At 67.6% G+C, this 25,174-nt stretch carries 26 protein-coding genes and 7 tRNA genes; 20 read left to right on the forward strand and 13 right to left on the reverse strand.

The window, feature by feature from the left end:
• Positions 1–7 precede the first annotated feature (7 nt).
• Both AC1DWC_RS10335 and AC1DWC_RS10340 read right to left on the reverse strand, forming a co-directional pair.
• A complete protein-coding gene (locus tag AC1DWC_RS10335; RefSeq protein WP_477907728.1) occupies positions 8–1,561 on the reverse strand; it encodes an alpha/beta hydrolase in 1,554 nt (517 codons plus the stop codon).
• 22 nt (positions 1,562–1,583) lie between these two features.
• Positions 1,584–2,339, reverse strand: coding sequence for a pyrimidine reductase family protein (locus tag AC1DWC_RS10340; protein WP_477907731.1), 756 nt, complete (start codon positions 2,337–2,339; stop codon positions 1,584–1,586).
• 34 nt (positions 2,340–2,373) lie between these two features.
• On the opposite strand from AC1DWC_RS10340, the gene zapE reads away from it, so the two are divergent.
• Positions 2,374–3,387 (forward strand): cell division protein ZapE, encoded by a 1,014-nt coding sequence (zapE, locus tag AC1DWC_RS10345; RefSeq protein WP_477907733.1) that lies wholly within the window; start codon positions 2,374–2,376, stop codon positions 3,385–3,387.
• A gap of 94 nt (positions 3,388–3,481) precedes the next feature.
• Here zapE and AC1DWC_RS10350 read toward each other — a convergent pair whose 3' ends face one another.
• From AC1DWC_RS10350 to AC1DWC_RS10360, 3 genes are read right to left on the reverse strand one after another with little or no spacing between them, the layout of a single operon-like run.
• Positions 3,482–4,018: an N-acetyltransferase family protein gene (locus AC1DWC_RS10350; RefSeq protein WP_477907735.1), complete on the reverse strand. Its 537-nt coding sequence runs from the start codon at positions 4,016–4,018 to the stop codon at positions 3,482–3,484.
• Positions 4,015–4,470: a hypothetical protein gene (locus tag AC1DWC_RS10355; protein WP_477907737.1), complete on the reverse strand. Its 456-nt coding sequence runs from the start codon at positions 4,468–4,470 to the stop codon at positions 4,015–4,017. Before AC1DWC_RS10355 ends, AC1DWC_RS10350 begins: the two co-directional genes overlap by 4 nt.
• A gap of 29 nt (positions 4,471–4,499) precedes the next feature.
• Complete coding sequence (locus AC1DWC_RS10360; protein WP_477907739.1) at positions 4,500–5,726, reverse strand: MFS transporter; 1,227 nt, start codon at positions 5,724–5,726, stop codon at positions 4,500–4,502.
• Positions 5,727–5,824: 98 nt separating this feature from the next.
• On the opposite strand from AC1DWC_RS10360, the gene AC1DWC_RS10365 reads away from it, so the two are divergent.
• The 3 genes from AC1DWC_RS10365 (at position 5,825) to AC1DWC_RS10375 (ending at position 8,945) form a co-directional block, all read left to right on the forward strand.
• On the forward strand, positions 5,825–7,204 hold the full coding sequence (locus AC1DWC_RS10365) for a GH1 family beta-glucosidase (protein WP_477841271.1): 1,380 nt from the start codon (positions 5,825–5,827) through the stop codon (positions 7,202–7,204).
• A gap of 32 nt (positions 7,205–7,236) precedes the next feature.
• Positions 7,237–8,295: an alpha/beta hydrolase gene (locus AC1DWC_RS10370; protein ID WP_477907741.1), complete on the forward strand. Its 1,059-nt coding sequence runs from the start codon at positions 7,237–7,239 to the stop codon at positions 8,293–8,295.
• A gap of 188 nt (positions 8,296–8,483) precedes the next feature.
• Positions 8,484–8,945 carry an SbtR family transcriptional regulator gene (locus tag AC1DWC_RS10375; RefSeq protein WP_477907743.1) on the forward strand — a complete coding sequence of 154 codons (462 nt, stop codon included), beginning with the start codon at positions 8,484–8,486 and terminating at the stop codon, positions 8,943–8,945.
• Here the strand turns inward: AC1DWC_RS10375 and AC1DWC_RS10380 are convergent.
• The 5 genes from AC1DWC_RS10380 to AC1DWC_RS10400 all read right to left on the reverse strand — a co-directional run bounded on the left by AC1DWC_RS10380 (position 8,935) and on the right by AC1DWC_RS10400 (position 10,572).
• Complete coding sequence (locus AC1DWC_RS10380) at positions 8,935–9,429, reverse strand: RDD family protein (protein WP_477907745.1); 495 nt, start codon at positions 9,427–9,429, stop codon at positions 8,935–8,937. The genes AC1DWC_RS10375 and AC1DWC_RS10380 overlap by 11 nt on opposite strands.
• Positions 9,426–10,151 carry a hypothetical protein gene (locus tag AC1DWC_RS10385; protein WP_477907747.1) on the reverse strand — a complete coding sequence of 242 codons (726 nt, stop codon included), beginning with the start codon at positions 10,149–10,151 and terminating at the stop codon, positions 9,426–9,428. Before AC1DWC_RS10385 ends, AC1DWC_RS10380 begins: the two co-directional genes overlap by 4 nt.
• A gap of 164 nt (positions 10,152–10,315) precedes the next feature.
• Positions 10,316–10,390: transfer RNA gene (locus tag AC1DWC_RS10390), tRNA-Val, on the reverse strand.
• A gap of 16 nt (positions 10,391–10,406) precedes the next feature.
• Positions 10,407–10,477 (reverse strand) — tRNA-Cys (locus tag AC1DWC_RS10395).
• 22 nt (positions 10,478–10,499) lie between these two features.
• A tRNA-Gly gene (locus AC1DWC_RS10400) sits at positions 10,500–10,572 on the reverse strand.
• A 205-nt stretch (positions 10,573–10,777) separates the two neighbouring features.
• Between AC1DWC_RS10400 and AC1DWC_RS10405 the strand changes: the two genes are divergently transcribed.
• Together AC1DWC_RS10405 and AC1DWC_RS10410 are read left to right on the forward strand one after the other, a co-directional pair.
• The gene (locus AC1DWC_RS10405) at positions 10,778–11,107 is read left to right on the forward strand and encodes an ArsR/SmtB family transcription factor (RefSeq protein ID WP_477907749.1); all 330 of its coding nucleotides are present in this window, start codon (positions 10,778–10,780) and stop codon (positions 11,105–11,107) included.
• On the forward strand, positions 11,107–11,817 hold the full coding sequence (locus AC1DWC_RS10410; protein ID WP_477907751.1) for a cation diffusion facilitator family transporter: 711 nt from the start codon (positions 11,107–11,109) through the stop codon (positions 11,815–11,817). Before AC1DWC_RS10405 ends, AC1DWC_RS10410 begins: the two co-directional genes overlap by 1 nt.
• Positions 11,818–11,875: 58 nt before the next feature.
• Here AC1DWC_RS10410 and AC1DWC_RS10415 read toward each other — a convergent pair.
• The 3 genes from AC1DWC_RS10415 to AC1DWC_RS10425 form a co-directional block, all read right to left on the reverse strand.
• A tRNA-Val gene (locus AC1DWC_RS10415) sits at positions 11,876–11,950 on the reverse strand.
• Between the two features lies 1 nt (position 11,951).
• Positions 11,952–12,022: transfer RNA gene (locus tag AC1DWC_RS10420), tRNA-Cys, on the reverse strand.
• Positions 12,023–12,045: 23 nt separating this feature from the next.
• A tRNA-Gly gene (locus AC1DWC_RS10425) sits at positions 12,046–12,118 on the reverse strand.
• 676 nt (positions 12,119–12,794) lie between these two features.
• Between AC1DWC_RS10425 and AC1DWC_RS10430 the strand changes: the two genes are divergently transcribed.
• The 14 genes from AC1DWC_RS10430 to AC1DWC_RS10495 all read left to right on the forward strand — a co-directional run bounded on the left by AC1DWC_RS10430 (position 12,795) and on the right by AC1DWC_RS10495 (position 23,053).
• A tRNA-Val gene (locus AC1DWC_RS10430) sits at positions 12,795–12,866 on the forward strand.
• Between the two features lie 328 nt (positions 12,867–13,194).
• A complete protein-coding gene (locus AC1DWC_RS10435) occupies positions 13,195–13,374 on the forward strand; it encodes a helix-turn-helix domain-containing protein (RefSeq protein WP_477907753.1) in 180 nt (59 codons plus the stop codon).
• Positions 13,374–15,524, forward strand: coding sequence for a hypothetical protein (locus AC1DWC_RS10440; RefSeq protein WP_477907755.1), 2,151 nt, complete (start codon positions 13,374–13,376; stop codon positions 15,522–15,524). Before AC1DWC_RS10435 ends, AC1DWC_RS10440 begins: the two co-directional genes overlap by 1 nt.
• Complete coding sequence (locus AC1DWC_RS10445) at positions 15,517–16,020, forward strand: ISAs1 family transposase (RefSeq protein WP_477907757.1); 504 nt, start codon at positions 15,517–15,519, stop codon at positions 16,018–16,020. Before AC1DWC_RS10440 ends, AC1DWC_RS10445 begins: the two co-directional genes overlap by 8 nt.
• Positions 15,932–16,438, forward strand: a complete 507-nt coding sequence (locus AC1DWC_RS10450; protein ID WP_477907759.1) for an ISAs1 family transposase — start codon at positions 15,932–15,934, stop codon at positions 16,436–16,438. Before AC1DWC_RS10445 ends, AC1DWC_RS10450 begins: the two co-directional genes overlap by 89 nt.
• A gap of 109 nt (positions 16,439–16,547) precedes the next feature.
• On the forward strand, positions 16,548–17,741 hold the full coding sequence (locus AC1DWC_RS10455) for a TRAFAC clade GTPase domain-containing protein (RefSeq protein ID WP_477907761.1): 1,194 nt from the start codon (positions 16,548–16,550) through the stop codon (positions 17,739–17,741).
• Between the two features lie 567 nt (positions 17,742–18,308).
• Positions 18,309–18,707: a hypothetical protein gene (locus tag AC1DWC_RS10460; RefSeq protein ID WP_477907763.1), complete on the forward strand. Its 399-nt coding sequence runs from the start codon at positions 18,309–18,311 to the stop codon at positions 18,705–18,707.
• Between the two features lie 113 nt (positions 18,708–18,820).
• Positions 18,821–19,027: an antitoxin Phd gene (locus AC1DWC_RS10465; RefSeq protein ID WP_477907765.1), complete on the forward strand. Its 207-nt coding sequence runs from the start codon at positions 18,821–18,823 to the stop codon at positions 19,025–19,027.
• 281 nt (positions 19,028–19,308) lie between these two features.
• Positions 19,309–19,839, forward strand: a complete 531-nt coding sequence (locus tag AC1DWC_RS10470; protein WP_477907767.1) for a Fic family protein — start codon at positions 19,309–19,311, stop codon at positions 19,837–19,839.
• 126 nt (positions 19,840–19,965) lie between these two features.
• Positions 19,966–20,166, forward strand: a complete 201-nt coding sequence (locus AC1DWC_RS10475) for an antitoxin VbhA family protein (RefSeq protein ID WP_477907769.1) — start codon at positions 19,966–19,968, stop codon at positions 20,164–20,166.
• A 177-nt stretch (positions 20,167–20,343) separates the two neighbouring features.
• Positions 20,344–20,955 (forward strand): hypothetical protein, encoded by a 612-nt coding sequence (locus AC1DWC_RS10480; RefSeq protein ID WP_477907771.1) that lies wholly within the window; start codon positions 20,344–20,346, stop codon positions 20,953–20,955.
• Between the two features lie 75 nt (positions 20,956–21,030).
• Positions 21,031–21,417, forward strand: a complete 387-nt coding sequence (locus tag AC1DWC_RS10485; RefSeq protein ID WP_477907773.1) for a hypothetical protein — start codon at positions 21,031–21,033, stop codon at positions 21,415–21,417.
• Positions 21,418–21,797: 380 nt separating this feature from the next.
• A complete protein-coding gene (locus tag AC1DWC_RS10490; RefSeq protein ID WP_477907775.1) occupies positions 21,798–22,382 on the forward strand; it encodes a hypothetical protein in 585 nt (194 codons plus the stop codon).
• 260 nt (positions 22,383–22,642) lie between these two features.
• The gene (locus AC1DWC_RS10495) at positions 22,643–23,053 is read left to right on the forward strand and encodes a hypothetical protein (protein ID WP_477907777.1); all 411 of its coding nucleotides are present in this window, start codon (positions 22,643–22,645) and stop codon (positions 23,051–23,053) included.
• Positions 23,054–25,174 lie beyond the last annotated feature (2,121 nt).

Raw genomic sequence — 25,174 nt, forward strand, 5'->3', positions numbered from 1 at the left:
TCCCAGCTCAGCCGGGGCAGGCGCCGCCGTCCGGCGGCAGGACTCCGCCGTCGACGTACCCGGCGACGGCCGCCTGACCGCACTGCGAGTGCGGGGTCACCGAGTGCCCGCTGCCCAGCCATGCGCGCGTCGAGGTGCGCGCCCCCGCGGCGGCCACGGCACCGGTCACCGTGTTGACACCGGCATTTCCGGCCACCGGGTCCGCGGCGCCGGCGAGGGTGAGCACGCCGAGGTCGAGGGTCGCGGGCATCTGCGGCGGTGGGGTCGTCGGCCACGACGCGCACAGCAGCAGCGCGAGGGCGGCGTCGGCGCCGAACACCGGGAACTGCTCGCCCCAGCTCCGCCGCAGCTCTCGGGCTCGGCCGGGGGTCGGCCACCCGGTGCCGTCCGAGCAGCGCGCCACGAACTGGCCGTCGGAGTCGGTCGCGACGATCGCGTCGTCCACGACCCGTTCCAGGCCCGCGGTGTCGCCGGTCCCGGCGGCGGCGAGGATGTCTGCGAACTCCCGGATCCGGGACTGCTGGTCGCCGCGCGGCGACCCGAGGAACTCGCGCAGCGCGGTCAGCAGCGCGTTCGAGGAGACCGGCCCGAGTTCGCCGGCGGCGGCGCGGCGGGTCAGGTCGACGACCGCGGCGTGCGGGTCGGGGCCGAGTGCGCACGCCAGCGCGGCGCACTGGCGTGCGAAGGCGGACAGGGCCGCCTCCCGGCCCGCCAGCACGCCCTGCGTCGCGGTGACGGCGTCGGTGCGCACGGCGCCGGGGGAGTCCAGGACCAGCCGGCCCACGGCGTCGGGGTGCTGGTCGGCGTAGGCCAGCCCGACGTCGGCGCCCGTGCCGGTGGTGAGCAGCGCGAGCCGGTCGACGCCCCACAGCGTGCGTAGCTGCTCGAGGTCGTCGGCGGAGTGGGCGGCGTCGAAGGCCATCTCCTGCGGCTGCAGGAAGTCGGTGCACTCGGTGGTCGCGTCCCGGCCGAGTGCCATCACGACGTCCGCGGAGTCGCCACCGGCGGCGGGCGTGGAGAACTGGCCCAGGTCGACCATCTCGCGACGCAGCGCCGGGGTGATGCACTCGATCAGGGTGGACGATCCGATGCCGCGGCGGTCGACGGCCACCACCGGCCGGGACGAGAGCAGCGTCCCGATCGGCCCCGCCGCCAGGGCGGCCAGCGTGCCGGTCGAGGACCGCTCGGCGCCCGAGGTCAGCACCAGCGGGGCGACGTCCGTGGGCGTCTGGGGGAGCCGGGCCCGCATGGCGCCGAGCAGGAAGGTGCCGGGGATGTCCCCGGTCGGGTCGATCGGCGCGGGCAGCTGGGCGCAGTCCAGGACCAGTCCGACCGGTCCGGCGCCGAGCCCGAGCGTGTCGAGGGTGGTGCGGGTGCAGTCCTCCCAGCTCAGGTCGTGCACGGGTGGCTGCAGCTCCGCGGGGGCGTCGACGGGCTCGGCGGACGTGGTGGTCGCGTCGACGTGGTGCTCGACCACGGCCACGTCGGGCCGCACGCTCGGTCCGGCCCCGCACGCGCAGCAGAACGCGAGAACCAATGCGAGCAGACCAGTTCGGCGCATGCCCGACAGCCTGCCAGGTCGATCAGCGGGGCCGCTCGCGCACCCATCGGGTCAGCACGGTGCCGTCGTCGTCGCCGAGCAGGTGGGCCCGTCGCATCGGGGTGGCGACCGCCCGCGGCGAGGTCGCGATGCGGCCCGCCGCGCCCGCGACGAGCATCGGGGAGGTGGTCAGGCACAACTCGTCGACGGCGTCGTCGCCGAGCAACTGACCGAACAGTGCCGGCCCGCCCTCGCACAGCACCCGGTGCAGGCCCAGGCCGCCGAGCGTGTCGAGGATCGCCCGACTGGGTACGGTGTCGTCCCCGATCTCGAACACCCGCGCGCCCGCCGCGGCCAGCGCGTCCTTGCGGGCGGCCGGGGCGGCGGCGCAGGTCAGGATCAGCGGCGCGACGACGGTGTCGGTCAGCAGCCGCGAGCCGGGGTCGAGGTTGGCGCCGGCGGTGACCACCGCGATCGGCGGGGTGTCGGACTGTCCGCGGCCGCGGCGCCGGGTCCGGGCGTCGTCGCCGGTGCGGGCCCCGCCGTAGTTCTCCGCGCGGACGGTTCCCGCGCCGACGAGGACCACGTCCGCCAGCTCGCGCAGGATGGTGAACAGGCGCCGGTCCGCGGGTGTGCCCAGCCCGCCGGAGGTGCCGTCCGCGGACACCGCACCGTCGATGCTCGCGACGAAGTTCGACCGGACCCAGGGCGTCTCGAGGTCGGCCGGGCCGCGGTAGAGGTCGCGGAGCGCGTCGTCGTCGAGCGGTGTGAAGTAGGTCCCATTATCGAGGTGGTGCATAGGAGAGATAACAGCACGTCGATACGCTGGCTGCATGCCCGAACGTCTTGTTGATCGCAGTCCGGTGGTCCTCGCCGACCAGCTGATCGCGCAAATGGTCCCGCCTGCGATGTTCAACGACGTGAGCTTCGGCTCCTACATTCCCGATCCCGACGAGCCGAGCCAGGCCGCCGCGGTCCGCAAGGCCGAGGAGTTCGCCGGCAAGGTCGCGAAGATCCGCACCGGCGGCCGTCGCGGACTGTTCGGCAAGAAGACCCAGGCCAGCGGCGCCGGCCTGTACCTCGACGGCGGCTTCGGTGTCGGCAAGACCCACCTGCTGGCGTCGATCTTCCACAGTGTGCCCAGTCCCAAGGCGTTCGGCACGTTCGTCGAGCTCACCCACGTGGTCGGCGCGCTCGGCTTCAACAACGCCGTCGAGCAGCTGTCCGGTCACAGCGTGCTGTGCATCGACGAGTTCGAGCTCGACGATCCGGGCGACACCATGCTCGTCTCGCGTCTGCTCACCGAGCTGTCGGCGCGCGGCGTGTCCATCGTGGCGACGTCCAACACCCTGCCCGGCCAGCTCGGCGAGGGCCGCTTCGCCGCGCAGGACTTCCTGCGCGAGATCAAGAAGCTCGGGTCGATCTTCGAGACCATCCGCGTCGACGGCCCCGACTACCGGCACCGCGACCTGCCGCCCGCACCGGAGCCCATCTCGGAGGAGTCGCTCGTCGAGCGGGCCGAGGAGATCCCCGGTGCCACCCTGGACAACTTCGACGAGCTGTGCGCGCACCTGAGCACGCTGCACCCGTCGCGCTACAACAAGCTGATCGCGGACGTGCCCGCGGTGTTCGTCAGCGGCGTGCATGCCGCCACCGACCAGTCGGTGGCCCTGCGCCTGGTGGTCCTCGCGGACCGGCTGTACGACGCCAACATCCCGGTCACGGTGTCCGGCGCCAAGCTCGACGAGATCTTCACTCCGGAGATGCTGGCCGGCGGCTACCGCAAGAAGTACCTGCGCGCCACCTCCCGGCTGCTCGCGCTCTCGCGATTCGAGGTCGCGGCCTAGTCCGTCCGGTACACACGAGCGCTCCGGCACCAGAATCGAAGTTCTGGTGCCGGAGCTGTCTTGTTGCCGGGGTGCTCGTCCAGGGACGGCGCCGTCAGTCGTCCAGGCGGAGCTGCATCACGAAGTCCTCGTGCAGTTGCTCGCCGACCCGGAACCGCTTGGTCCCGACCCGTTCGAAACCGGACTTCGCGTAGAACCGCTGGGCGCGCAGGTTCTCCTGGTTGACGCCCAGCCACACCCCGGCCGCCCCCGCGGTCCGGGCATGGTCGAGGGCGGTCGCCATCAGCCGGTGCGAGACGTCGCCGCCGTGCCGGTTCGGCAGCACGTACAGCTTGCTGATCTCGACGGTGGGCAGCGCGGACACCACCGCGCGGACGTCGTCGTCCTCGGGCAGGCCGTCCACCAGCATCGCGTACCCGGCCAGGCCGTCCGCGTCGACGGCCTTGAGCACGGTCCGTTCCGGCGCCTCGACGTACTCGGCGAACCGCTGCGCGGACAGCACGTCGGCGAGGAAGGCCTCGATGTCGGACTCGGTGACACCGGGCGGGCAGGCGAGCGGGAAGGTCGCGGCGGCAACGGATGCCAGGCCGGGAGCGTCCGCGGCGGTCGCCCGGGTGACGGTGAGGCTCACAGCCGGTCCACCGCCTGCTTGGCCTCCTGCAGGCTCATCCCGGTGGTGTCCCGCAGGATGGCAATCGCCTTGGCGGCCTTGCCCTCGTCCTTGAGGGTGCGCAGGGCGGGCTCGAGGTCCGACCACTTGCCGGTGCGAGTGCCGGGTGTCGGGGGGACCGCGTCGGGTGCGGCGGTGGGGATCCACTCGCCGCGGACGATGGCGTCGATCGCCGCTTTGGCGTCGGAGAGCCCGAGCCCGGTGCGTTCCTGCAGGACTCGGATCGCGTGCATGCGCTTGTGGTCGGCGACCAGACGTTCGATCCGGTCGCGGGTCTCGTGGTCGAGTCCCTCGACCCACGTGGAGGGTGTGCGGGCGCCGCTGCGCGGCCTGCGCCGACCGACCAACCATGCGGTCAGCACCGCGATGTCCACGAGTATCAGTACGGCAATCAGCCATCCCCAGTTTGGCATGGCCCTAGTCAACCACTACCGGGTAATGACTAGCCGACGCGGTCGGGCTGGCTCGGTTCTGTCGTCGCGCGGTGCGGGTGGAAGGCCGGCGCCAGGAATATCAGTGCGACGGCGAACACCAGCGGAACCGCGAAACCGACTCGCAGATCCGTCATGGCCGCGATGCCACCGACGACGCCGCCGCCGATGATCGTGCCCGCGTAGTTGAACAGGTTCAGGCGCGCGATGACCGCGTCCGTCTGCTCCGGCGGTGCCAGCCTGCCGGCGGCACTGAAGCACAGCGGCGCGATGACGGGGGCGCCGAGTCCGACGACGAGGAAGCCGACGATGGCGACGGCCGGGCTGTGCGCGAACACCACGATGACCAGGCCGAGGGCGGCGATGGTGGCGCCCACCCGCACGACGGCGATCTCGCCGTGGCGACGCACCCAGTGGTCGCCGGTGAACCGGGAGACCAGTCCCGCGCCCTGGTAGGCGGCGACGGCCAGGGCCGCGGTGCTCGAACTCGAGAGCAGCAGGTCCTTGAGGTAGAGCGCCGACCAGTTCCCGACGCTGAAGTCGATGGCGAAGAACAGGGCCATCGCGGTGCCGAGCGCGAGGAACGGGCGCCACGGGATGACCAGCGGCGTGCTGCTTGCCTCGACCTCCGCCTCGACCTCGGATCCGGTGACGAGCAGCCGAGGTCCGAGCGCGGCGGTGGCGCCGGCGACGACGAGGCTGGCCAGCGCGATCGACACCAGCAGGCTGACGTCGAGTGCCTCGCACAGCGAGACGAACAGCGCCCCGGTGATCGCGCCGACGCTCCAGACGGCGTGGAAGGACGAGAGGATCGAGCGGCCGTAGCACCGCTGGATGGCGACAGCCTGCATGTTGGTGGCCGCGTCGACCATGCCGAGGCCGATCCCGTACACCGCGAACCCGACGAAGAACGGGACGGTGCTCGGCGAGAGCGCGATGCCCAGCCCGGCCACGGCGATCACGGCGAGTCCGGCGCGCAGGGTGGTCTTGCTGCTGGTGCGGGTCGCGATGTACTCGGCGAGCACGCTGCCGCCGCCCGCGATCACCGAGGCCATCACCACGACCAGGGCGATGGTGGTGTCGTCGAAGCCGTACTTGTCCTTGAACTGGGGGAGCTGGGTGAGCAGGACCGCCAGGAAGAAGCCCTGCAGGCCGAACCCCACCGAGGCGGACACGCGGGCCGTGCGCTGGGTGGGTGTGGGCGACGTCGAGTCACGGTCGGGCGTGGGAAGCGTCATGTGCGAGGGGTGCTTTCGCCGGGGCCCGTTCGGGCGGTGTGTAGACGAATTGAAACACCGGGCTGGACGCCTGTCCAACAATTGGGCACACTCGGCGGATGATTGCTTCCGGTACGAATCCGTCCTTCCCACATGACTTCCTGTGGGGCGTGGCCGCGGCCGCGTTCCAGATCGAGGGCGCAGTCGACGCCGACGGCCGGGGCCGTTCGATCTGGGACGAGTTCTGTGAGCGCCCGGGTGCGGTGGTCCGCGGTGAGACCGGAACGGTGGCCATCGACCACTACAACCGCTACCGCGAGGACGTCGCGCTGATGCGTGAGCTCGGGGTGGACTCGTACCGGTTGTCGGTGTCGTGGCCGCGGGTGCAGCCGACCGGCAGCGGCGCCGTCAACGAGGCCGGACTGGACTTCTACGACCGGGTCGTCGACGAGCTCTGCGCGGCCGGCATCAAGCCCGCCGTCACGCTGTTCCACTGGGACCTCCCGCAGGTGCTGCAGGACGCCGGGGGCTGGCTCAGCCGAGACACCGCCCAGCGTCTCGCCGAGTACGCCGACATCGTAGGCCGCAGGCTCGGGGACCGGGTCCACATGTGGATGCCGCTCAACGAACCGGTGGTGCACACCCTCTACGGGCACGCGCTCGGGGTGCACGCACCCGGGCTGGAACTGGGGTTCGGTGCGCTGCAGGCCGCGCACCACCAGTTGCTCGGGCACGGCCTGTCGGTGCAGGCGCTGCGCGCGGCGGGGTGCACGAACATCGGCATCGCGTCGAACCACGCGCCCGTGCACGCGGCCAGCGACTCCGAGGCGGACGTCGAGGCCGCTGACATCTACGACCACATCGTCAACTGGACCTTCGCGGACCCGGTGCTGCGGGGCAGCTACCCGGCCGAGGAGCTGGCGGCGATCCTGCAGGGGCCGGTCGAGGAGGACCTGTTGGTCATCTCGCAGCCCCTGGACTGGTTCGGGATCAACTACTACGAGCCGACGGTGATCGCGGCGCCGACGTCGGACGCGGGTTCCACCGGTGTGCTCGAGGTGGACCTGCCGCCGGGCATGCCGTTCCAGCCGGTCGCGCTCGAGGGCTACGAGCGCACCGACTTCGGTTGGCCGATCGTGCCCGCGGGCCTGCGCGAGATCGTCGGGATCTTCGCCGACCGGTACGGCGACGCGTTGCCGCCGATCTACATCACCGAGAGCGGCGCCTCGTTCCACGACGCCGCGCCGGACGCGGAGGGGCGGGTCCGGGACGAGAACCGGATCGACTACCACCGCGAGCACCTGGTCGCGCTGCGCGGGGCGATCGACGACGGCGTCGACGTGCGGGGCTACTTCGTGTGGTCGATTCTCGACAACTTCGAGTGGGCTGCCGGCTACCAGGAACGCTTCGGGCTGGTGCACGTCGACTACGAGACCCTTGCGCGGACGCCGAAGGACTCGTACTACTGGTATCGGGACCTGATCGCGGCGCAGCGCTGAGTTTCGCCCGCGAGGAGTCGAAAGGTGCGGGCATGAGGACTCGACGAGGTGGACCCGGCCGGGTGGCGTCGGCGGTGCTGACGGTGTCAGTGCTGCCGATGCTGCTGACTCCCGCGATCGCGGCGGCCGGGGACCACCCGCCGGGCACCGTCGCCGCGGCCGTCACCCAGGCGGCGGCCGGGTCCTACCTCGCCGGGGTGACGAGGAACGGTGACCGCACGGTGACCGCCGAGGTGTACTCGGCGTCGATGGGTCGCACCATTCCGATCGAGGTCATCCTGCCGGCGGACACCAGCGCCCCGCGGCCCACGCTGTACCTGCTCAACGGTGCAGGCGGCGGCGAGGACACCGCAACCTGGCAGGACCGGACCGACGTGCTGGCCTTCTTCCAGGACAAGAACGTCAACGTCGTCACGCCGCTCGAGGGTGCCTTCAGCTACTACACAGACTGGGAGAAGGACGACCCGGTACTGGGCCGCAACAAGTGGCAGACCTTCCTGACCAAGGAGCTGCCGCCGATCGTCGACGCCGAGTTCGGCACCGACGGCGTCAACTCGATTGCCGCCATCTCGATGACCGCGACCTCCGTGCTCAACCTGGCCATCGCGGCACCCGGCCTGTACCGGAGTGTGGGCGCCTACAGCGGGTGCGCCGAGACCAGCACCCCGGAGGGGCAGGCCTTCATCGAGCTCGTCGTGGAGGGACGAGGCGGGGGAGACGTCACCAACATGTGGGGGCCGCTCGACGGTCCGGGCTGGGTCGCCAACGACCCCGTGGTCAACGCCGAGAAGCTGAGGGGCACACAGCTGTACGTGTCCTCGGGGTCGGGCCTGCCCGGGCCCCACGAGACCCTCGACGCCCCGGGGGTCAACGGGAGTCCGGCGACGCTCGCCAACCAGGTGATCGTCGGCGGCATCATCGAGTCGGCCGTGAACATGTGCACCCACAACCTCGCGAACCGGTTGGCGGAGTTGAAGATCCCGGCGACGTTCGACTTCAGGCCGACGGGCACCCACTCGTGGGGCTACTGGCAGGACGACCTGCACAACTCCTGGCCGATGCTCGCCGGCTCGATGGGCATGCAGCCGTAGTCGCTGACAGGTCGGTGGCCGCCGGGAAGGTCAGTTGTCGAGCCCGGATTCGGTGACCGCCTTCGACATTCCGAGCATCTCCCGGTAGGCGCGGGGCAGGAACGTGCGGGCCATCGCGCCGGTCAGCCGGGTCTGCGCGGTCGGCTTCTCCCGGGGGGCGAGGACGCTCGGGGGACCTCATCACCGCGGTGTTCGCCGAGAAGATGGCCGCGTACGCCGACGCCGTCGAGTTGGCTCTCGTCGACGAGGATCCTTGGCACCGCTTCTGCGAATTCATCGAGCGAGTGTGTGCGATGCAGGCGGAGGACCGGGGGTTCACCCAGGTCCTCACCATGACGTTCCCGGCCGCGACCGAGTTCGAGCACGCGCGCAGCGATGCCTGTCTCGGGTTCGCGGAACTGATCGACCGGGCCAAGCAGGCCGGCCGGCTGCGCCCGGACTTCTGTTCGCAGGATCTGGTGCTGCTGCTGATGGCGAATGCCGGTGTGGTGGCGGCGACGGGCGAGGATGCCCCCGAATCATGGCGTCGGCTGGTGGGTTTCATGCTTCAGGCCTTCGCGGCGGAAGTTGTCGCGCCGTTGCCTCCCGCGCCCGAATCCGGGGCGATGTACCGGGCGATGGTCCGCGCCGGGGCCGGCGTCACCCGCTGACGAGTTCGGGATTCTGGTCCCAGTCGTAGACGACGCGGGTGCGCAGCGCGATGTCCTGCAGGGACCGGCGTTGCGGGTCCACGGCCACCCATGCCAGCCCGATCCCGAAGAACACGCACAGCACGGCGCGGGCGACGGCAACGGTCCAGAGCAGCTTGCGATTTCGGGTGGTGACCACCCGCAGGCCCATCGCGATGGCGCCGACCGTCCGTCCGGTCGTCGCCCAGCAGGCCGTCAGGTACAGCACCGACAGCATCAGGGAGGTGCTCATGGACAGCAGTGCGTGCGGCTGGGGGAAGGTGAAGTCTTGCGGCGAGAACAGCAACCGGACGAAGGTCAGGCCCAGGTAGGTGGCGCCGACCATTGTGAGTACCACCCCCAGGTCGATGGCGGCACACAGGACCCGGGTGACGATGCCGGCCGTCCGTTGTTCCGGACCGTGCGGGTGCGGGTGGGGGTGCGGGTGGGGGTGCGGCCCGGTCACCGCACACCCGGTTCGGATTCGCCGTGTCCGGCGTCGTCGTCGCCCCGCGGCGGGGCATCCGGGCCGGGGTCCCGGCCGAAGAGTCGGCCGACGAAGCCCGCGACGGCGTCGTCGGCCTGCATGCCCTGGCTCCGGACGCCGCGGACCGCCTCGGAGGACAGGGATCCGGTGGACTCACGGATGATGTCGGGCAGGTCCACGCCCTCGATGATGTTGTCGGCCAGCGAGATCAGGTCCACGCGGGCGATCACCGCGTCGATGTCGAGCCGGCGGGCGATCTCGTCGAGGTCGATGCGGTCGACCTGCCGACCGAGGTCGACGGTGTCGACCAGGGCGTCGAGGTCGAGGCGTCGGACGATCGCGTCCAGGTCGATCCGTCCGGCGATCGCGTCGACGTCGATGCCCTGCGCGATCAGGTCGAGGTCCACGTACTCCCGGACGATCCGCGTCAGGTCCACCTCGAGCAGGGCGGCGGCCACCACCTCGCGCACGACGACGCGCAGCGCGGCGCGGGCCAGTTCGGCGGTCGCCCGGACCGCCTGTTCGCCCCGGGCGAGGGTGCTCTCGGTGACGGCGTCGACGCGGGCACCGACGAGGGGCACCGCCCGGACTGCGCCCCGGGCGGCGCGGCCGACGGTGCCGGCGGCGTCGAGGGTTCGGGCCGCGACGCCGAAGGTCAGCAACAGGAGGGGCGGTGGTTCGGCACCAGGTGCAGTGGACATGGGACCCTCCTAGTCGGACGCTCTTGTCTACCAGTCTGGGCCTGTCGTGGGCGTGCGATACCCGCCGTGGGGCGCAGAATTTTCCGTGGAGTGGGAATTGGGGAACCATGTGTCCCGGAGAAACAGGAAAGGGCCCCCGCGGACGGGGACCCTGACTGTGTTCGTGGTGCGCGATACTGGGATTGAACCAGTGACCTCTTCCGTGTCAGGGAAGCGCTCTCCCGCTGAGCTAATCGCGCGGGACCTCAGAAAGCGAGGTGGAGACGGGAATCGAACCCGTGTGCACGGCTTTGCAGGCCGTTGCCTCACCACTCGGCCACTCCACCGTGAGGTCGATTCAACCTCTCGAGCGGACGACGGGATTCGAACCCGCGACCCCAACCTTGGCAAGGTTGTGCGCTACCAGCTGCGCCACGTCCGCATTGCATCTCGGAGGCGGGCTTGGCCTGTCTCCGTGGTGCGAGAGGAACAGTAGCGCACTCTGGGCGCGGTGTGAAATCGCCAGGTCAGCGCGGCGAATCGGATCGTCATGCGAGCTGACGTGGTGGTGCTCCGTCGCGGGGGCGGGCGGTGTCGCCGGAAAGTACATCTTGATCTGTATACAGATTCAGCTGTACTATTTGTCCATGGAGACACTGAAGCACGGTGATGCGCTGTCGCGATTCGGATTTGCGCTGGCGGACCCGACGCGCTCGCGGATCTTGTTGAGCCTGCACGCGGAGCCCGGCTACCCCTCGGAGCTGGCGGACAAGATCGGGGTGTCGAGGCAGATCCTGTCCAACCACCTCGCCTGCCTGCGGGGCTGTGGGCTCGTGGTCGCCGTTCCGGAGGGTCGCCGCAGCCGGTACGAGTTGGCCGACCCGCGGATCGGGCGGGCGCTCGAGGACCTGATCGGGCTGGTCCTCGCGGTGGATCCGTCCTGCTGCCCCGATGCGGCCTCCGAGGCGTGCTGCTGATGTCCTCGAACCTCGGACTGCCCGCGGCCGGCCCGGGTGCGGGCGTCGGCCGAATAGTGGATCGCAGGCAGGTCCTCGCTCGTCGGATCCGACTGCTCGTCGCGGCCACGATCAGCTACAACGTGGTCGAGGCCGCGATTGCGCTGAGTGAAGGTGCCCGGGTCTCGTCCACCGCACTGATCGGCTTCGGTCTCGACTCGGTGATCGAGGTGTCCTCCGCCGCCGCGGTGGCCTGGCAGTTCGCCGGCCGTGATCCGGAGGCGAGGGAGAAGGTGGCGTTGCGCATAATCGCGTTCTCGTTCTTCGCCCTCGCCGCCTATGTCGGCGTCGACGCGGTGCGGTCGCTCTTCGGGTTCGGCGAGGCGCGCCACTCGACCGTGGGGATCGTGCTGGCCGCGGTGAGTCTGGTGATCATGCCGGTCCTGTCGTGGGCCCAGCGCCGCGCCGGCCGCGAACTGGGTTCACTCTCCGCCGTCGCGGATTCGAAGCAGACCCTGCTGTGCACCTACCTGTCGGCGGTGCTGCTCGTCGGCCTCGTGCTCAACAGCGCCTTCGGATGGTCTTGGGCCGATCCCGTCGCCGCCCTCGTGATCGCCGTGATCGCCGTCAAGGAGGGTCGCAGCGCCTGGAAGGGGGACACCTGCTGTCCGGCGCCGGTCGATGCGGGGCTCACGCGGGCAGGGGAGCGCGACTGCGACTGCTGCGACTGACGGGGATCGCCGAAACGAACAAAGGCAGGACCCGATGTTCCGGGTCCTGCCTTTGTCTTGGTGCGCGATACTGGGATTGAACCAGTGACCTCTTCCGTGTCAGGGAAGCGCTCTCCCGCTGAGCTAATCGCGCGAGGTGGAGACGGGAATCGAACCCGTGTGCACGGCTTTGCAGGCCGTTGCCTCACCACTCGGCCACTCCACCGCAAGGTTGAGTCCAACCTCTCGAGCGGACGACGGGATTCGAACCCGCGACCCCAACCTTGGCAAGGTTGTGCGCTACCAGCTGCGCCACGTCCGCACTGCACTTCCGGGGCTTGTGTGCTCCGTGGTGCGAGACAAAACATTAGCCCACGGGGTGGGTGGCCACAAATCGCCAGGTCAGAGTGGGTAAATCGAGCCAAATGGGCACTTCGTGCTCGTGCGTTGTCGACGGGGCCCTGGCCCCGTCAACCACGCACGAGCCCCTGGGCCTGCCGGCGGGGGACCGGCTGCTGCCAAGAGGGGACAGTGCCGGCGCGGTCTGGCGGTGACGGCGTCCGAGGTTGGTGCGCGCGGGTGGCAAGGAGGGCGAACGCGAATGAGGGCTGGCGGCAAGGGAGCGGTGGAGCGGGAAGGAGGTAGGGCGAAATGAGGCCTGTGTCCGTTGGGACCTGCATTCGTGGGGAGCCGTCGTCGCGGCTGGTCCCTCGACGGTGACTCGGGGGGAGTGGGCACTGTCTCCGACTACCGGCCGAGTCGACGGTGTCCCCGTGGTTGGGTGACTGGGCGCACCGCCGTCGGCGGTGGCCGGGGGATCTTCGTCGGCATCGGCCGCCCCAGGGCGGGGCTCCCTCCCCGCAGTAGGGCGTCCCGGGGCGCCCGCCTTCCGTCTTGGCGGGAGCAGATATACCCTCTGGCCTGGGGATTTCCCCCGGCGTCGAGGTCGTGTTAATGTTTCTCCTCGTTCGGCCGCGAGAGTTTTTACAGCGCGGTTCGGTCCCGTGGCTCAGTGGAAGAGCGTCCCGTTCACACCGGGAAGGTCGCTGGTTCGATCCCAGCCGGGACCACCCGAAGAACCCCCTGGCAACAGGGGGTTTTCTTCGTTTTACGGAGGGCTAAGCGTGGGGCCGTGGGCCCTACGTGGGCCCTAGCCGTTTGCGGCGGTAGGCCCTGTGGTCCACCGTGTCGTGGCAGGGGACTGCATGGCGTGGCATGTAGGCTGGGAGCCAGACAAGAGATGCCTCGGGGTCGTCTGAGATACCCCCGATACCTAGCCGGGTAAGACGCCACAGTGCGCGGGAGCCGGACAGTTTTTGCTGTCCTGGAGTCTCTTTGTCTACTCGAACCTTTGCATCGACACCCGCCGATCCGTACTCCGACCTACGGGCGTTCAGCGTGCCTGAGGTGGCCGAACGGCTACAGCTCAGCCAGCGTGCCATCTGGCGCTTGCTTGCCGACGGCCACCTCAAAACCCTCTTCGCCCGCAAGCCGGGCGTTCCGGTACGCATTCCGGCAGAAAGCCTGCGCGCACTGCTGGCCAACGGTCACCGTGACGGCATTGGTAGCGATGCCTGATGTCGCACGGCGAGTCCACACCCGAAAAGGTATGGCAAACTCTCGCTCCGCTGATGGCCGCACGGCGCTCAATGCGCCTGGTCAAGACTGGTAACGGTGGGAAGTTCGCCACAGTCAGCACCCTGAAACCGGACGTCCTGCCCGATGCGCCGGCCGCGGTCCCCCTCTACAACAAGCCCGGTCGCACGGCGCTGCTCGCACTCGATTTCGATGCGAAGCTCCACGGTGCCGCTCAGGTTGACGCAGACGTCGAGCGTGCCCTCGGTTGGCTGCGCGAGTGCGGCGGCCGCACAGTCACCGACAGGTCCACCAGTGGCGGCCGGCACATCCTCGTTCCCCTCGCCATCGGCACATCGTTCCGCGTCGACGATCTGCGTGTCCTTCTGACACTGCTCGAGGCGCACCTTCCCACCTTCGACAAGAACCCGATGCTCAACGCCAAGCAGGGCTGCATCAGCGTCCCCGGGACACTGTGCCGCGAAGGTGGGTACCGACAGCTCGACGGCACCCTCGCCGACGCAGCTGATGCGTTTGAGCGTCGATCCGAACACGGTCTCGTCGCCCGCATGGTCGAACGGCTCGGTGGTGCCCGTGCACCACGCCCCCGTACCCCAGTTGCTGTCGCACAGATGGCGCTGACCTGCGAGGAACGTCTTGTTGGTACCGGCGACGCCCGTCGCTTGCAGAGCTACTGGTGCCTCACCGGCGTGATCCCGGCCAAGGTCGCGGCTTTCGCACGGACTGGCAAGTACGACGCCTCGCGCTGGGAGTCTCTGTCCGAGGCTCGGTATTCCGTGCTCATCGCTCTTGTGTTCCGGGGCGCGAGCGTCATCGACATCGAAGGTCTCCTCAGGTCTGACGACTATGTGGGCTTGCGTAAGGCCTACGCCCGGTACGGATCCCCGGAGGAGATCGCCGTCGCCCTGCGCAGGGACGTAGCGAACGCATTGATCTGGACTGCGAGCATGGCTCACCAATTCCGCGTTCTCGGGCACAAGAACAAGCACACAGGGGGGTACGGGGGGGATGGTTCTTTCCACGACGATCCGATCCGCCGCTGCTGGCTCGCCGACGCTCACATGTGGATCGATCACGAGTTCCGGGGATCCCGTCAGCGTCCTGCTCTGCATGCAGTCGTCCAGGCCCTCGCCTACACCTCCGCTCTCGCTGGTGACCTGGTCGAGGGCGTGCCAGTGGTGGCCATCGGTGGGCGCAGCCTCTCAATCGCTGCGGGGCTGATGTCCGAGGCCATCGTGTGGGCTGCACTGCAAGTACTTCGGGATACCCCCGGGTCACCGGTGCTACGTGTGGCCCGGGGTGCTGGTCAGCTCCCCGACCGGTACGCCTTGACCACGCCTGCAACGGGTGGTGAGCCCACCGAGGTTGCGATGGTCCGAGCTCATGTCGAGCCTGTTCACCAGGCATGGAGTGTGATCGGGCTTCGTTCACGGCGGCTCTACGAGCTGATCCACAGCGGCCAGGTGGCCACCGTGAAGGACGCGTTCGCTGCAGCGCAGTTGGGTATCTCGGCCGGCTACGCGGCCTTGGCCGATCTGCAGGTGGCCGGGCTGATCACCATGGACAGGGGTGCCCTGGCGCTCGGGGAACGGACTCTGGACCAGGTCGCTGACGATGCCGGGCTCGCCACGGTGGCGGCCGAACGTGTCGTCCGGCACCGCGCCGAGCGTGTGGTGTGGCATGCGTGGCTCGAGAACCGGTTCGGTCCGCCGCCGTCTGATCGCAACGATGCAGGTCAGCGCTCCGCCACCTTGGCGGCCGAGATCGTGAACGCACCTGTGCTTGACGCCTTCGACAGCGAGCTGATGTGGGCTGCGACGATTGCTGCAGGCCCACCTGTGGCGGACCCGCAACTCGATGCGCTCAACATGCTCAGTGACCAACTCGGTGCCGTGATCGTCCCTGTGCGGAGCAACGGCGCGGCAGAACTAACCCAGTCGTCGGAACTAGGCTGGACCGGCGAGAGAAGCGGTTACCTCCCGTTGAGGGACGATCTCGCGGACGTCACCTCGATGACGCCCTCAGGGGCGAGGGCCTCTGTAACCGGAGGTTGCCAGCACGCCACGACGTTGGAAGCCGATACGTGCGTTGTGGAGACACCTTCTCCAGGGCCCCGGAAAAGTCGTGAGTAATGCCCGCTGGCTCGATATCGCGGGCCGGCCACCGTCGGAGTCGACGATCCGCCGCACCCTCGCCCGCGTCGATGCGGCCGTATTGGACCAGGTCATCGGGGTGTGGGCGTGGCTACACACTCGGGTGGTCGACGGCCGGCGGGTGATCGCCGTCGACGGCAAGACCCTGCGCGGAGCGAAGGACGCGGCCGGGCACCTCACCCATCTGCTCGCCGCCCTCGACCAGGCCAGTGGGGCGGTGCTCGGACAGGTCGAGGTCGGTGCGAAGACCAACGAAATCCCGCCGATCACCGACCTGCTCGCCGCGTTCGACCTCACCGACGTAGCCGTGACCGCGGATGCCTTGCATTGTCATCGGGCCACCGCCGAGTACATCGTCGGACGTGGTGGGCCCCTACGTATTCACCGTGAAGAACGATCAACGAGCTCTCCGGAATCTGTTGAAAGTGTTGCCCTGGAACGAGATTCCCGTCTCGTCGTCGATCGGTGGGCGTGATCACGGGCGACGGGAACGGCGCACGGTCAAGGCCACCGAAGTCGCCGGCGGCCTCGGCTTTCCGCATGCGGTGCAGGTGTTGCACGTCCGTCGCACCGTCACCCGCGGCGGCCGGCGAAGCGTGGAGGTGGTCTACCCGGTCACTTCGATGCGGATGGTGTCGGCCGCTCCGCTGCAGGTCGCGGCCTGGGTTCGGGGTCATTGGGCAATCGAGAACCGACTGCACTGGGTTCGGGATGTCACGTTCGACGAGGACCGCTCCGCCGTCCGCACTGGCACCGGTTCGCAGGTGATGGCCACGATCCGCAACACCATCGTCAGCGTCCTGCGCTTGGCCGGCTACGACGACATCGCTGCCGCGCCACGGCATCACAGCCGAAACCCGCACCGGCCGGTAGACCTGCTTCATGCGGCTTGACGTGCGGCTGTGCGACTTTGTCTGGGCCCTGGGCCCTGGGCCTGGGCGTCAGGCCGAAGTACACCCGTCCCTACCGATAGCGTCGGACCGGTGGGATACGTTTCCGGCCATGGCAAAGTTTCCCAAGGTTCGGCAACAGAACATCGCAGTCTTCGGCGAGTCGGGATCGGGCAAGACCGTGCTGGTCTCATCGTTCTACGGCCGCACCCAGGAGGGCTCCTACAAGAACGACCTCTGGGATCTGGTTGCCGACAAGATCGGGCAGGGAGTTCGCCTGTACCAGAACTACCTCGGCATGAAAAACAGCGCACAGACGCCCATGCAAACCCGCTTTGCCAACACCACATACGACTTCTCGGTCAAGCTCAAAGCCAGCGACGGCGATGAGGAGGAGAAGCGTCCATTCGACGAGTTGCATCTGGCATGGCATGACTACCCGGGCGAGTGGTTCGAAGACGATCCCAGTAGCGAGGAAGAGGCCCAGCGCCGGATCGACACCTTCAGGACCCTGCTCAGTTCTGATGTCGCTCTTCTCCTCGTGGACGGACAGCAGCTTCTCGACCATCGCGGGGAGGAAGAGAGGTACCTCAAGTCCCTCTTCCACAACATCAACCAGAGCTTGGCTCAGCTCAAGGACCCTCTCCTCGGCGATAACGGGCGGCTGATCGAGTTCCCCCGGATCTGGATCCTGTCGCTGTCCAAGGCCGATCTGCTTCCCGACTGGGACGTGAACACGTTTCGCGATCTGGTCATCCTCAAGGCTGCTGGCGAAATCGAGCAGCTGCACTCGACAATCGCGGACATGATCGACACGCCGGACGCGCTCTCCATCGGCGAGGACTTCATGCTCCTCTCGTCCGCCAAGTTCGAACTCAAGGCAGAAAGCGCGGAGCCGGTCAAGATCGACCTGAAGCAGCGCATCGGCCTCGACCTGGTACTCCCCATCGCCTCACTTCTGCCACTGGAGCGTCGGGTCCTGTGGGAGAAGAAGATGGAGCTTCCACGGAAGGTGGCTGACACGCTCGCTGACGGGGCGGACGTGATCGCAGCGGCCTTGATAGGTGAAAACTTCGCAGTGATCGAGAAGCTCGTGTGGGCGTTCGCCAAGAAGAACCCGAAGGCCGCGATCTTGGTCAAGGCTCTCCCGATGCTCGGTGATGCGATCAAGATGGTCGGCCCGAAACTCAAGGACATGAACGCGGACGCGCGTGCGAAGCACCAGTACCTGCGGGCCATGCTCACGCAGTTCAAGATCGATCTCGACCAGGCGGTGACCGACAACGTGCTCAGGAAGCAGAAGTGACTGCGGACGAGGTGTCCCGATCACACCTCATCTGGGCGACTCGGGGCCGGAACTGGGGTTTTCGATTCTTGCTCGATGCAGGCCTGGGCGATCCGCTTCCAGAGTACGAGCGTGCATTCGCCGAACTCGCGGACGAACCCGCGGCGTGGCGCCGAAACGGACACGTGGTCGCAGTGCGATTCCTGGACCCGAAGGGGCGACGAGACGCAGCGGGACGAGTCATCCCCCACGAGTTCGTGGTCTTTGGTGACGGGGCTGACGTCGTGAACTCCGTGTACGACGGGGAACAGCACCTGTGGCCACTGGTCGAACAATCCTTCGGACATGTGTGGGACGCCGATACGACGCCGTCCGTCGCCGACCTGCGCTTCGAATGAGCCGCCTCAGCTGATATGTAGGAAAGTTTGTCACGAGGGCATGGTGAGGCGCCGCCGGGGGAGCTACCCCGAGGTGTCGAGCTGACAGCGGCCGGCCGGTTGGGAGCGCGTGCCGGAGCCAATATCGGGCGGGATTGGATCAGGCGCCTTCCTCACTCGTTGACACGGTTGACCCACTAGGAGAATTTTCATGACCACCCTCACTGAGCAGGAGTGCAAGCTTCTGGCCCTGCTCACCAGCTCCGTCCACAAGACGTTGGCCGATGCTTGCGCCGCCGGCGTCCCCGCCGAGGTGAAACACAGAACTGTTACGCCACCCCCGCAACAGCAGAACGAGCCGGCGCCACCAGAAGAGAAGAAGCAGAGCAAAAAGCCGGTGACGGTCTACATCTCGCAGGAGGTGTACACCCAGGCCCGGATCACCTTCAACGCCACACGCACAGCTGAGAGTGACCTCAACTGGTCCCAGTTCGTGGAGAAGGCCGTCGCGGGGGAGACCCAACGCCGGGCCGACCTGCACAACGGGGGAGAGGCCTTCGACGGAGTCGACGGGCCGTTGTCGCCCGGCCGGCCACTGTCGGACAGCTGAAGCAGGGGCCGGACACCGTTAGCTCGGCACTTTGGCGATCGACGCAGCACATCCATCAGGCGACATGGTACGTACCGTAATTGGTACCTGCTTAGGCGTCATTGTGAGAAAGGATGTCTACCGTGCCGTCGCTCACCACCACCTTCACCGACGAAGAGCAGCAGGAGCTGCGGGAAGCTGCCGAACGCGACAACGTGTCACTGACGACGTTTGCGCAGGATGCCGTCACCCTCGCTGCGAGTTCGAAGAAGCGGCAGGTCGCGGAGGCATCCAAGAGGGTCGCCACGGTGTCGGCGGAACTCAATCGCAGACTGGCGTAGAAAATCTACTACCTCGACCGCGACGACAGATCGCCATGGGCATGATCGAAGTCGACGAAATCACTCGTGAGCTCAAGTGGTGCCGCCACGACATCAGCGCTGATCCGAGCATCTGAGAAACGCCCAGCGTCACCGACGACCTTCTCGACACCACCTCGATCATGCTCAACGACGAAGTCCGACCGACCCAAGCCGCTCACGACTCCCACTACATGCAAGGAGCGGGGTTGTCCGCGATCAACATCACGGACCTGGCCGGTGCCGTCTACTCCGCGGGAAGGGTGTTCGACGGCCTCGCTGCCGATCGACGCGACACCGAGAATTTTCTACGTTCAGGAAGCCTGTCCGGAGTCTTCTCCAGCTCCGACCTTGCTCTCCTCGAAGACCTTCGGGACGTCGCGCAGTTCACCATCGACCATCGCGGTCAGTCGATCGACGCCGCTTACGTCCGCACTATCAATGCGCAGATCACCCGCAGTGGCGCGCTGCACCCCGAGAAGCTTCGCACCGAGGGCCAGCAGATCGGCGTCCAGACCCGCTACGGCCGGCACACTCCACCTGCACTGACCGAGAAGGGTCTCCAGCGGCTGATCGACTCGGTGAACTGTGAGGATGTCACAGAGAACGCCCTGGATCTGTTCGTGGTGCTTGCCAAGGCTCAACCGTTCGAGGACGGGAACAAGCGCACCGCGTTGTTCGTCGCGAACAGCCTGCTCATCGGCCGCGGCCGCCTGATGGTCGTTCCCGTCGACGAACGTGACCCTCAACTGGCTGATACCTTCAACGACCGGCTGGCCAGGGCATACCTGTAGGACGAGCACGACGGGGTGAAGGCTCTGATGCGCAAACACGGACTCACCGCGCTCCCGCGTTGAGCCCCGCGACCAAGCAAAATTCGGGATCTGATCGACCGAACCGCACAGGGAAAGGTGTTGCCGATGCCCCCCCCCGCACACGAGGCGCCGAAGCAGGCACCTGTCCGCACTGTTGAAGAAGCTATCCAGTTCGCCACCGCAGGCGTTCGTCTCGCTGGTGGCACCGTCACCGAAGCCGACAAGGCCGCCGCGCGACGAGTGGCGAACGGCACCAGCACGGTAGAAGAAGAGCTGGCAGCGTTACGTCGGGAGCTCCTGAGCTAGGTCGTTCTGCTTTTTCTGTCCGATGTATCTAGAAGATTAGATATCTATAGATATGTGGCGATAGATATGGATATTTGATCCCCCGTGAGAGCCTCCTTCTTGAGCTTGTTCGGCAACCCTTGACTAGGTGGCTCGCGGTAAGTCAGCATCGGGGTGATTGGCCGAAAGGGAGTGGTGATGAGGAGCGCAGAAGACCGCTACCGGCATGGCGACCTGGACTTTGAGACGGCGGTGCGCGAAGTGACCGGTGCCGACATCGACCGTGAGTTCTTCGCGCGGATCGTGCACCGACTCTCTGCGAAAGACCCGGCAGTGCTGGCGCTGTCCGAACACGACGACGCGCTGCTCACCGAGTCCGGCTTCGTCACCGAACCAGCCGCCGCGACAGCAGCACGCGTGGACCGGGATATCCGCATGCAGAACCTGGTCCAGGGTTCCCTTTCAGTGACTGAAGCCGCCGCCCGCCTCGGCGTCACCACCGCCCGGATCCGCCAGCGACTGGCTGAGCGAACCCTGTGGGCGTTCACCTCGGGACGCAACAGCCTGCTACCGCCAGCCCAGTTCACTGCCACCGGCGAGGTTCCTCACCTCGAGAAGTTGATGCCGCTGGTGGCGAAGGATCTGCACCCACTGACTGTGCAGGCGCTGCTCACGCAGCCACAGCAGTCCCTGACCGTTGAAGGGCGCCCGGTCTCGATTGTGGCGTGGCTGACCGGTAGCGCGGGAATCGCCTCGGACATTGAGCATGTCGCCGACGTGATCACCGCCGCCGCCGGGGAATCCGGGTAGATACGGTCGATGCTGTCGCCACCGCCCATCAGCTCGGCGACGCCATCACCTGACGCGTCTGGCTAGGAGGATCGCATGGACGCATTGGTCGAGCAGAAAAAGGTGCATCAGCTGGTCGGCCCGTTCTACGACACCGGCGGCCTCACCCGGTGGTGGGGCATCAGCCGGCAGGCCGTCAACAAGGCCGTCGCCGCGGGCACCGTGATCGCCTGTCGCCTCGGCGACAGCCAGTGGGTGTACCCGACCTGGCAGTTCACCGCCGAAGGGACGGTGCGCCCGCAGCTGATCACCCTGTGGTCGGCCCTGCGCAACGCCGCCGACCCGTGGACCTGCGCGTTGTGGCTGTGCAGCCCGCAGTCTGAACTCGCCGACCGCAGCGCAGCCGACTGGGTCATCGACGGCCACCCCCTCGACACGGCCCTGGAGCTGGCTCGTGCCGACGCAGCCCGGTGGGCTGCGTGAGCGGACTCTGTTGCTCTCCAGGCTCCGGCCCGGTCGCTCGCAGGGGTCCCCGGCTGCGACCTCACCGCTGCATAGCCTTCCGCATGGCGACCTCGGTGTCGGGCCTCTGGGGAAACCAGGTGTCGAGCCAGAGCGCGTACTCCCCGGCGGCGCACAAGCCCCGTCGAGATTGACGATCGCAACGCCGCACCGCCGGTTGGTCGCGTACGGCCACACACATTGCGAGGTGGTTAGTAACGCGAATCAGCAGTGACTTCCCCGAGTCAGAAGAGAACGATCGGTCATAGAACGAACCAGTCCCCTTCTTCGGCTGACGTCTCAGCAGAGGCCGGTGGCACGGCCGCAGCTGGACGACCTTCCGAATGCGCGAGGAGGTCCTCATGTCGGATCCCATTGAGCACAACCCGGCGGCGGAGGTCGGCCCAGAGGTCTTGAGCCTGAGCGACCTCCGTGGACGCGTCGTCCACCGCCCAATCGATCTACTCCGACTCGACCTGGAACGGATCGGCGGGATCCTGTTGGAGCACCACCAACAGCGTGTCGGAGCACTCGTCCTCGAACTCACGGCCCGCCACCCCTGGGCGGCGGAAGGCTATCTCGACTTCTATCAACCCGGGCGCTGGGACTGCGAGGCCGATCTGGTCTACATGTCGTCCATCCACCAGGTCGGCGCCTCGATCGGAGAGTGGGATGGCACCGCCGCCTACGGGCGGTTCACTGCACCTACCGCAGGGACGTACATCGTCGTGGTGAACTTCTCGGGGCACCAACAGACCATGCGCCTCAATGGCCCATGGGGCACGAATACCGCCTACACCGCCACTACCAGCCAGTCCGCCGCCGCCACTGCAGTCTGGACCGGCTCCGCAGGCGAAGGGCTCTACTTCACTTTCTCGTCACGAGCGGACACTGGCTACGCAGGCACTGCGTACCTTGACTCCGTTCAGATCTTCCGCCCCGCCTGACCGGACCGGTGGTCGGCCCGCCGCGGTCGGTGCGGATCGTCTCGCTGTCGACGAGCTGATCGAAGAGCCCGCATCACCATTGACCACCACTGAACCCGCAGTCTGCCTCCCCAGCCGGGTGCAGGTTCCTCCTTTCCGTGCACGAACTGATCGCGGACCAGCTCACGGAACCCAGGCGCGCCGGCATGGCCCACGTTGTAGGTCGGGAGTGAGTGACGACCACGCTTAGCGTTAACCTCTACTGCAACGAGGAGGATTGAGTGAGAAAAGTTGTGACCACTGCCGTGCTGGCAGTGGCTGTTTGCATGGCGGGAACCGCGTGCCAGGCCTCAACCAAGGCCGGAGAGCCGGCGCCGACCAATGCGCTGACCACGCCAACGGCTTCGACCAGCGCGACTCTGCCAGTCCCCACGGTGCCGGTGGACCTTAGCGGTTCTGGAGAGTCGGTACTGACTGCCAATCTTGAGCCAGGTGGTTACACGGTCCAGTTCACGAACACCTCGGGTCACATGATCGTGAAGCCGGTCAATCGCGACGGAACGACGGAGTCCTCATTCATCAACACCAGTGATACGTCCGGTGTCACCACCTACGCCTCCACTGGACCGGTGACCCTCAAGATCGAGAACACCCGGGGTCCGTGGACGCTGCGGTTCGTGCCGCTGGCCTAGCGGGGAGCTGCCGGCGACTCAGACGCCGACGAGAAACAGGACCCGCACCCGCCTTCATCGGCAGGGTGCGGGTCCTTCCTTTTCGCCACCCGACTGGGCAGCGGCGACACCCAGGCCGCGCCACCGCGCAACGGCCGTGGCGCAGTTCAACCGCCGCAGTAGTGGCTCTTGTCTGGCCGCTCACATGCCACCGACCGCGAGTAGGGCGAAGGCGTCGCCGCCATGCTCGGTCCGTACAACTGCACAGCCACCGCAATACCGGCTCTTGTGGGCCCGCTCAGATGCGACCAGCCTCCGGTGGGTTGGCAGCACTACCGCTGCACAACTGTTCACTCGCCGCCGTACTGGCTGATACGTGGCTGTCCAGGTGTCACCCCTCCCGAAGGGAAGCGCCACACTGTGGTTATATAACCGGCTCTACGGCGGCAGATATGCCGCAATATCGGCTGCTGACCGACAGTTGGGCTGGCTGCGTGACAGCACAACACGACTTCAACTGGCTGATGATCAACACTACGGCCATATAGCCGGCTCTCAACCGCCTGCAGTGCTGATCATCTGCGCGTACTGACGGATGTACCACCGCCCTGACGGCCCTATAGGGACGGTTCTACCGGCTCTTGACCGGCTGCACGAATGGCCCACAATGACCGGATGCACCGCACTGCGGTGGATGTACTGCTCACACGCCATACTTCCGGCTGTTCTACCACCGCTATACCGTCACCATTGCGCCGAAACCACGCGACCTGGGCTTTTGCCGGCCCCTACGGTGGCCGGCGACCCCTGTCGAGACCCCCCTCTGAGGTTCTCCGGGGGCCTCCAAGAATGGCTTTACGGCCACCACGACAGTCCCCGGCGCAATTACCGCCTACGCAATTGATGAGAAATCATTCGAAACAGCATTCCGGCCATTCATGGCAGCGATTCCGCATTTATCTTGCGGCCCGCAACCGCAACAGCTCAGACGCCACTGGCGAACTCCGGTTCGACGACCATTCGTTTCCGTCACGGAGATACTCCCGCCTGCGACGAACAGCCCCTCCGGCGCACGTGGACGCCAGGGGAACCGACCATCGATGAGGTGCCCTGGCGGCCCCGGATGCTTCGCACCGGAGCCGGTCGCAGAAGGACGCTGCGACCGAAGCCCACGTGCGCCGGAGAAGCAGGCCCTGATTCCCCGGCTGCCGCCGGAGCCTGCGTCTGAGCCACCCAGCCCGGCCCGCACACGAACCCCTGCGCCAGGACGAAGACCGCCCCGGCCGGTGGATCCCCGAGCCTGGAGCCGCCCGCTCCGAGCAGCTGCAGCACGAGCCTGCGAACAGGCCCTGTGACCGGTCCTGCGGCCCACTGGAGGCATGGCCGCCACCCGACACCAAGAGCCGCCCTGCGGCCACCCGGGGCCGCGCCTGTGACCCGCCTGCGGCCACCCACAGCGACCACAGGTCTGTGTGACGTCACCCGGTGCCCGGCCGCCGCCTCACACCCCCTCTACGGCGCCCTCACGGCCCGGATCCAACCCGCACCCACACCGGTGGACCACCCGGCCGCACGGACCCTTCCAGCCCCACCGGTGAAGTCCGCAGCGACCGCAGCCGCACGTCTGATTCGAGCCGGTGACACCGGCCGGCTACGCCGCCACAATCCACACCCGGCCGCCCGCCGGCCGCTGACGCGACCGAGCCAGACCCGACACCCTGGCCGAGAGACAACCTCGAGACCGGCCGTGGCGTGATGCGCCTACGGCGCGCTTGGCAACACGACCGCCGGACCGCTACGTCTGCGTGTTTTCGTGGGGCCCTCACCGTCGCCACTCTCTTCATCAAGGCGCGCTCACGCGCGGGCGACGGACCCACGAAACCACTCCGCCTCCGCTCAGATTGTGGCCGCGGCTGACGCCGCCGATCGAAGACACCTGAACCCCCACAGAGAACCCGCGGCTGGCGCCACGGGAACGGCTGCGCCTTGCTGGCACCGGCCGCTGACGCGACCGCTGTGACCCTGACGCCACAAGGGTGCAGATCCGCCCACTCGCTGCGCTCGCCAGCGGCCCTGAAGCTGACTCAAACCCCAAAAGCAGGGTTTGCGTCAACTGCGTCAGTGACCTAGAACACACGACGC

This window comes from Rhodococcus sp. P4_C10, from assembly GCF_056402135.1.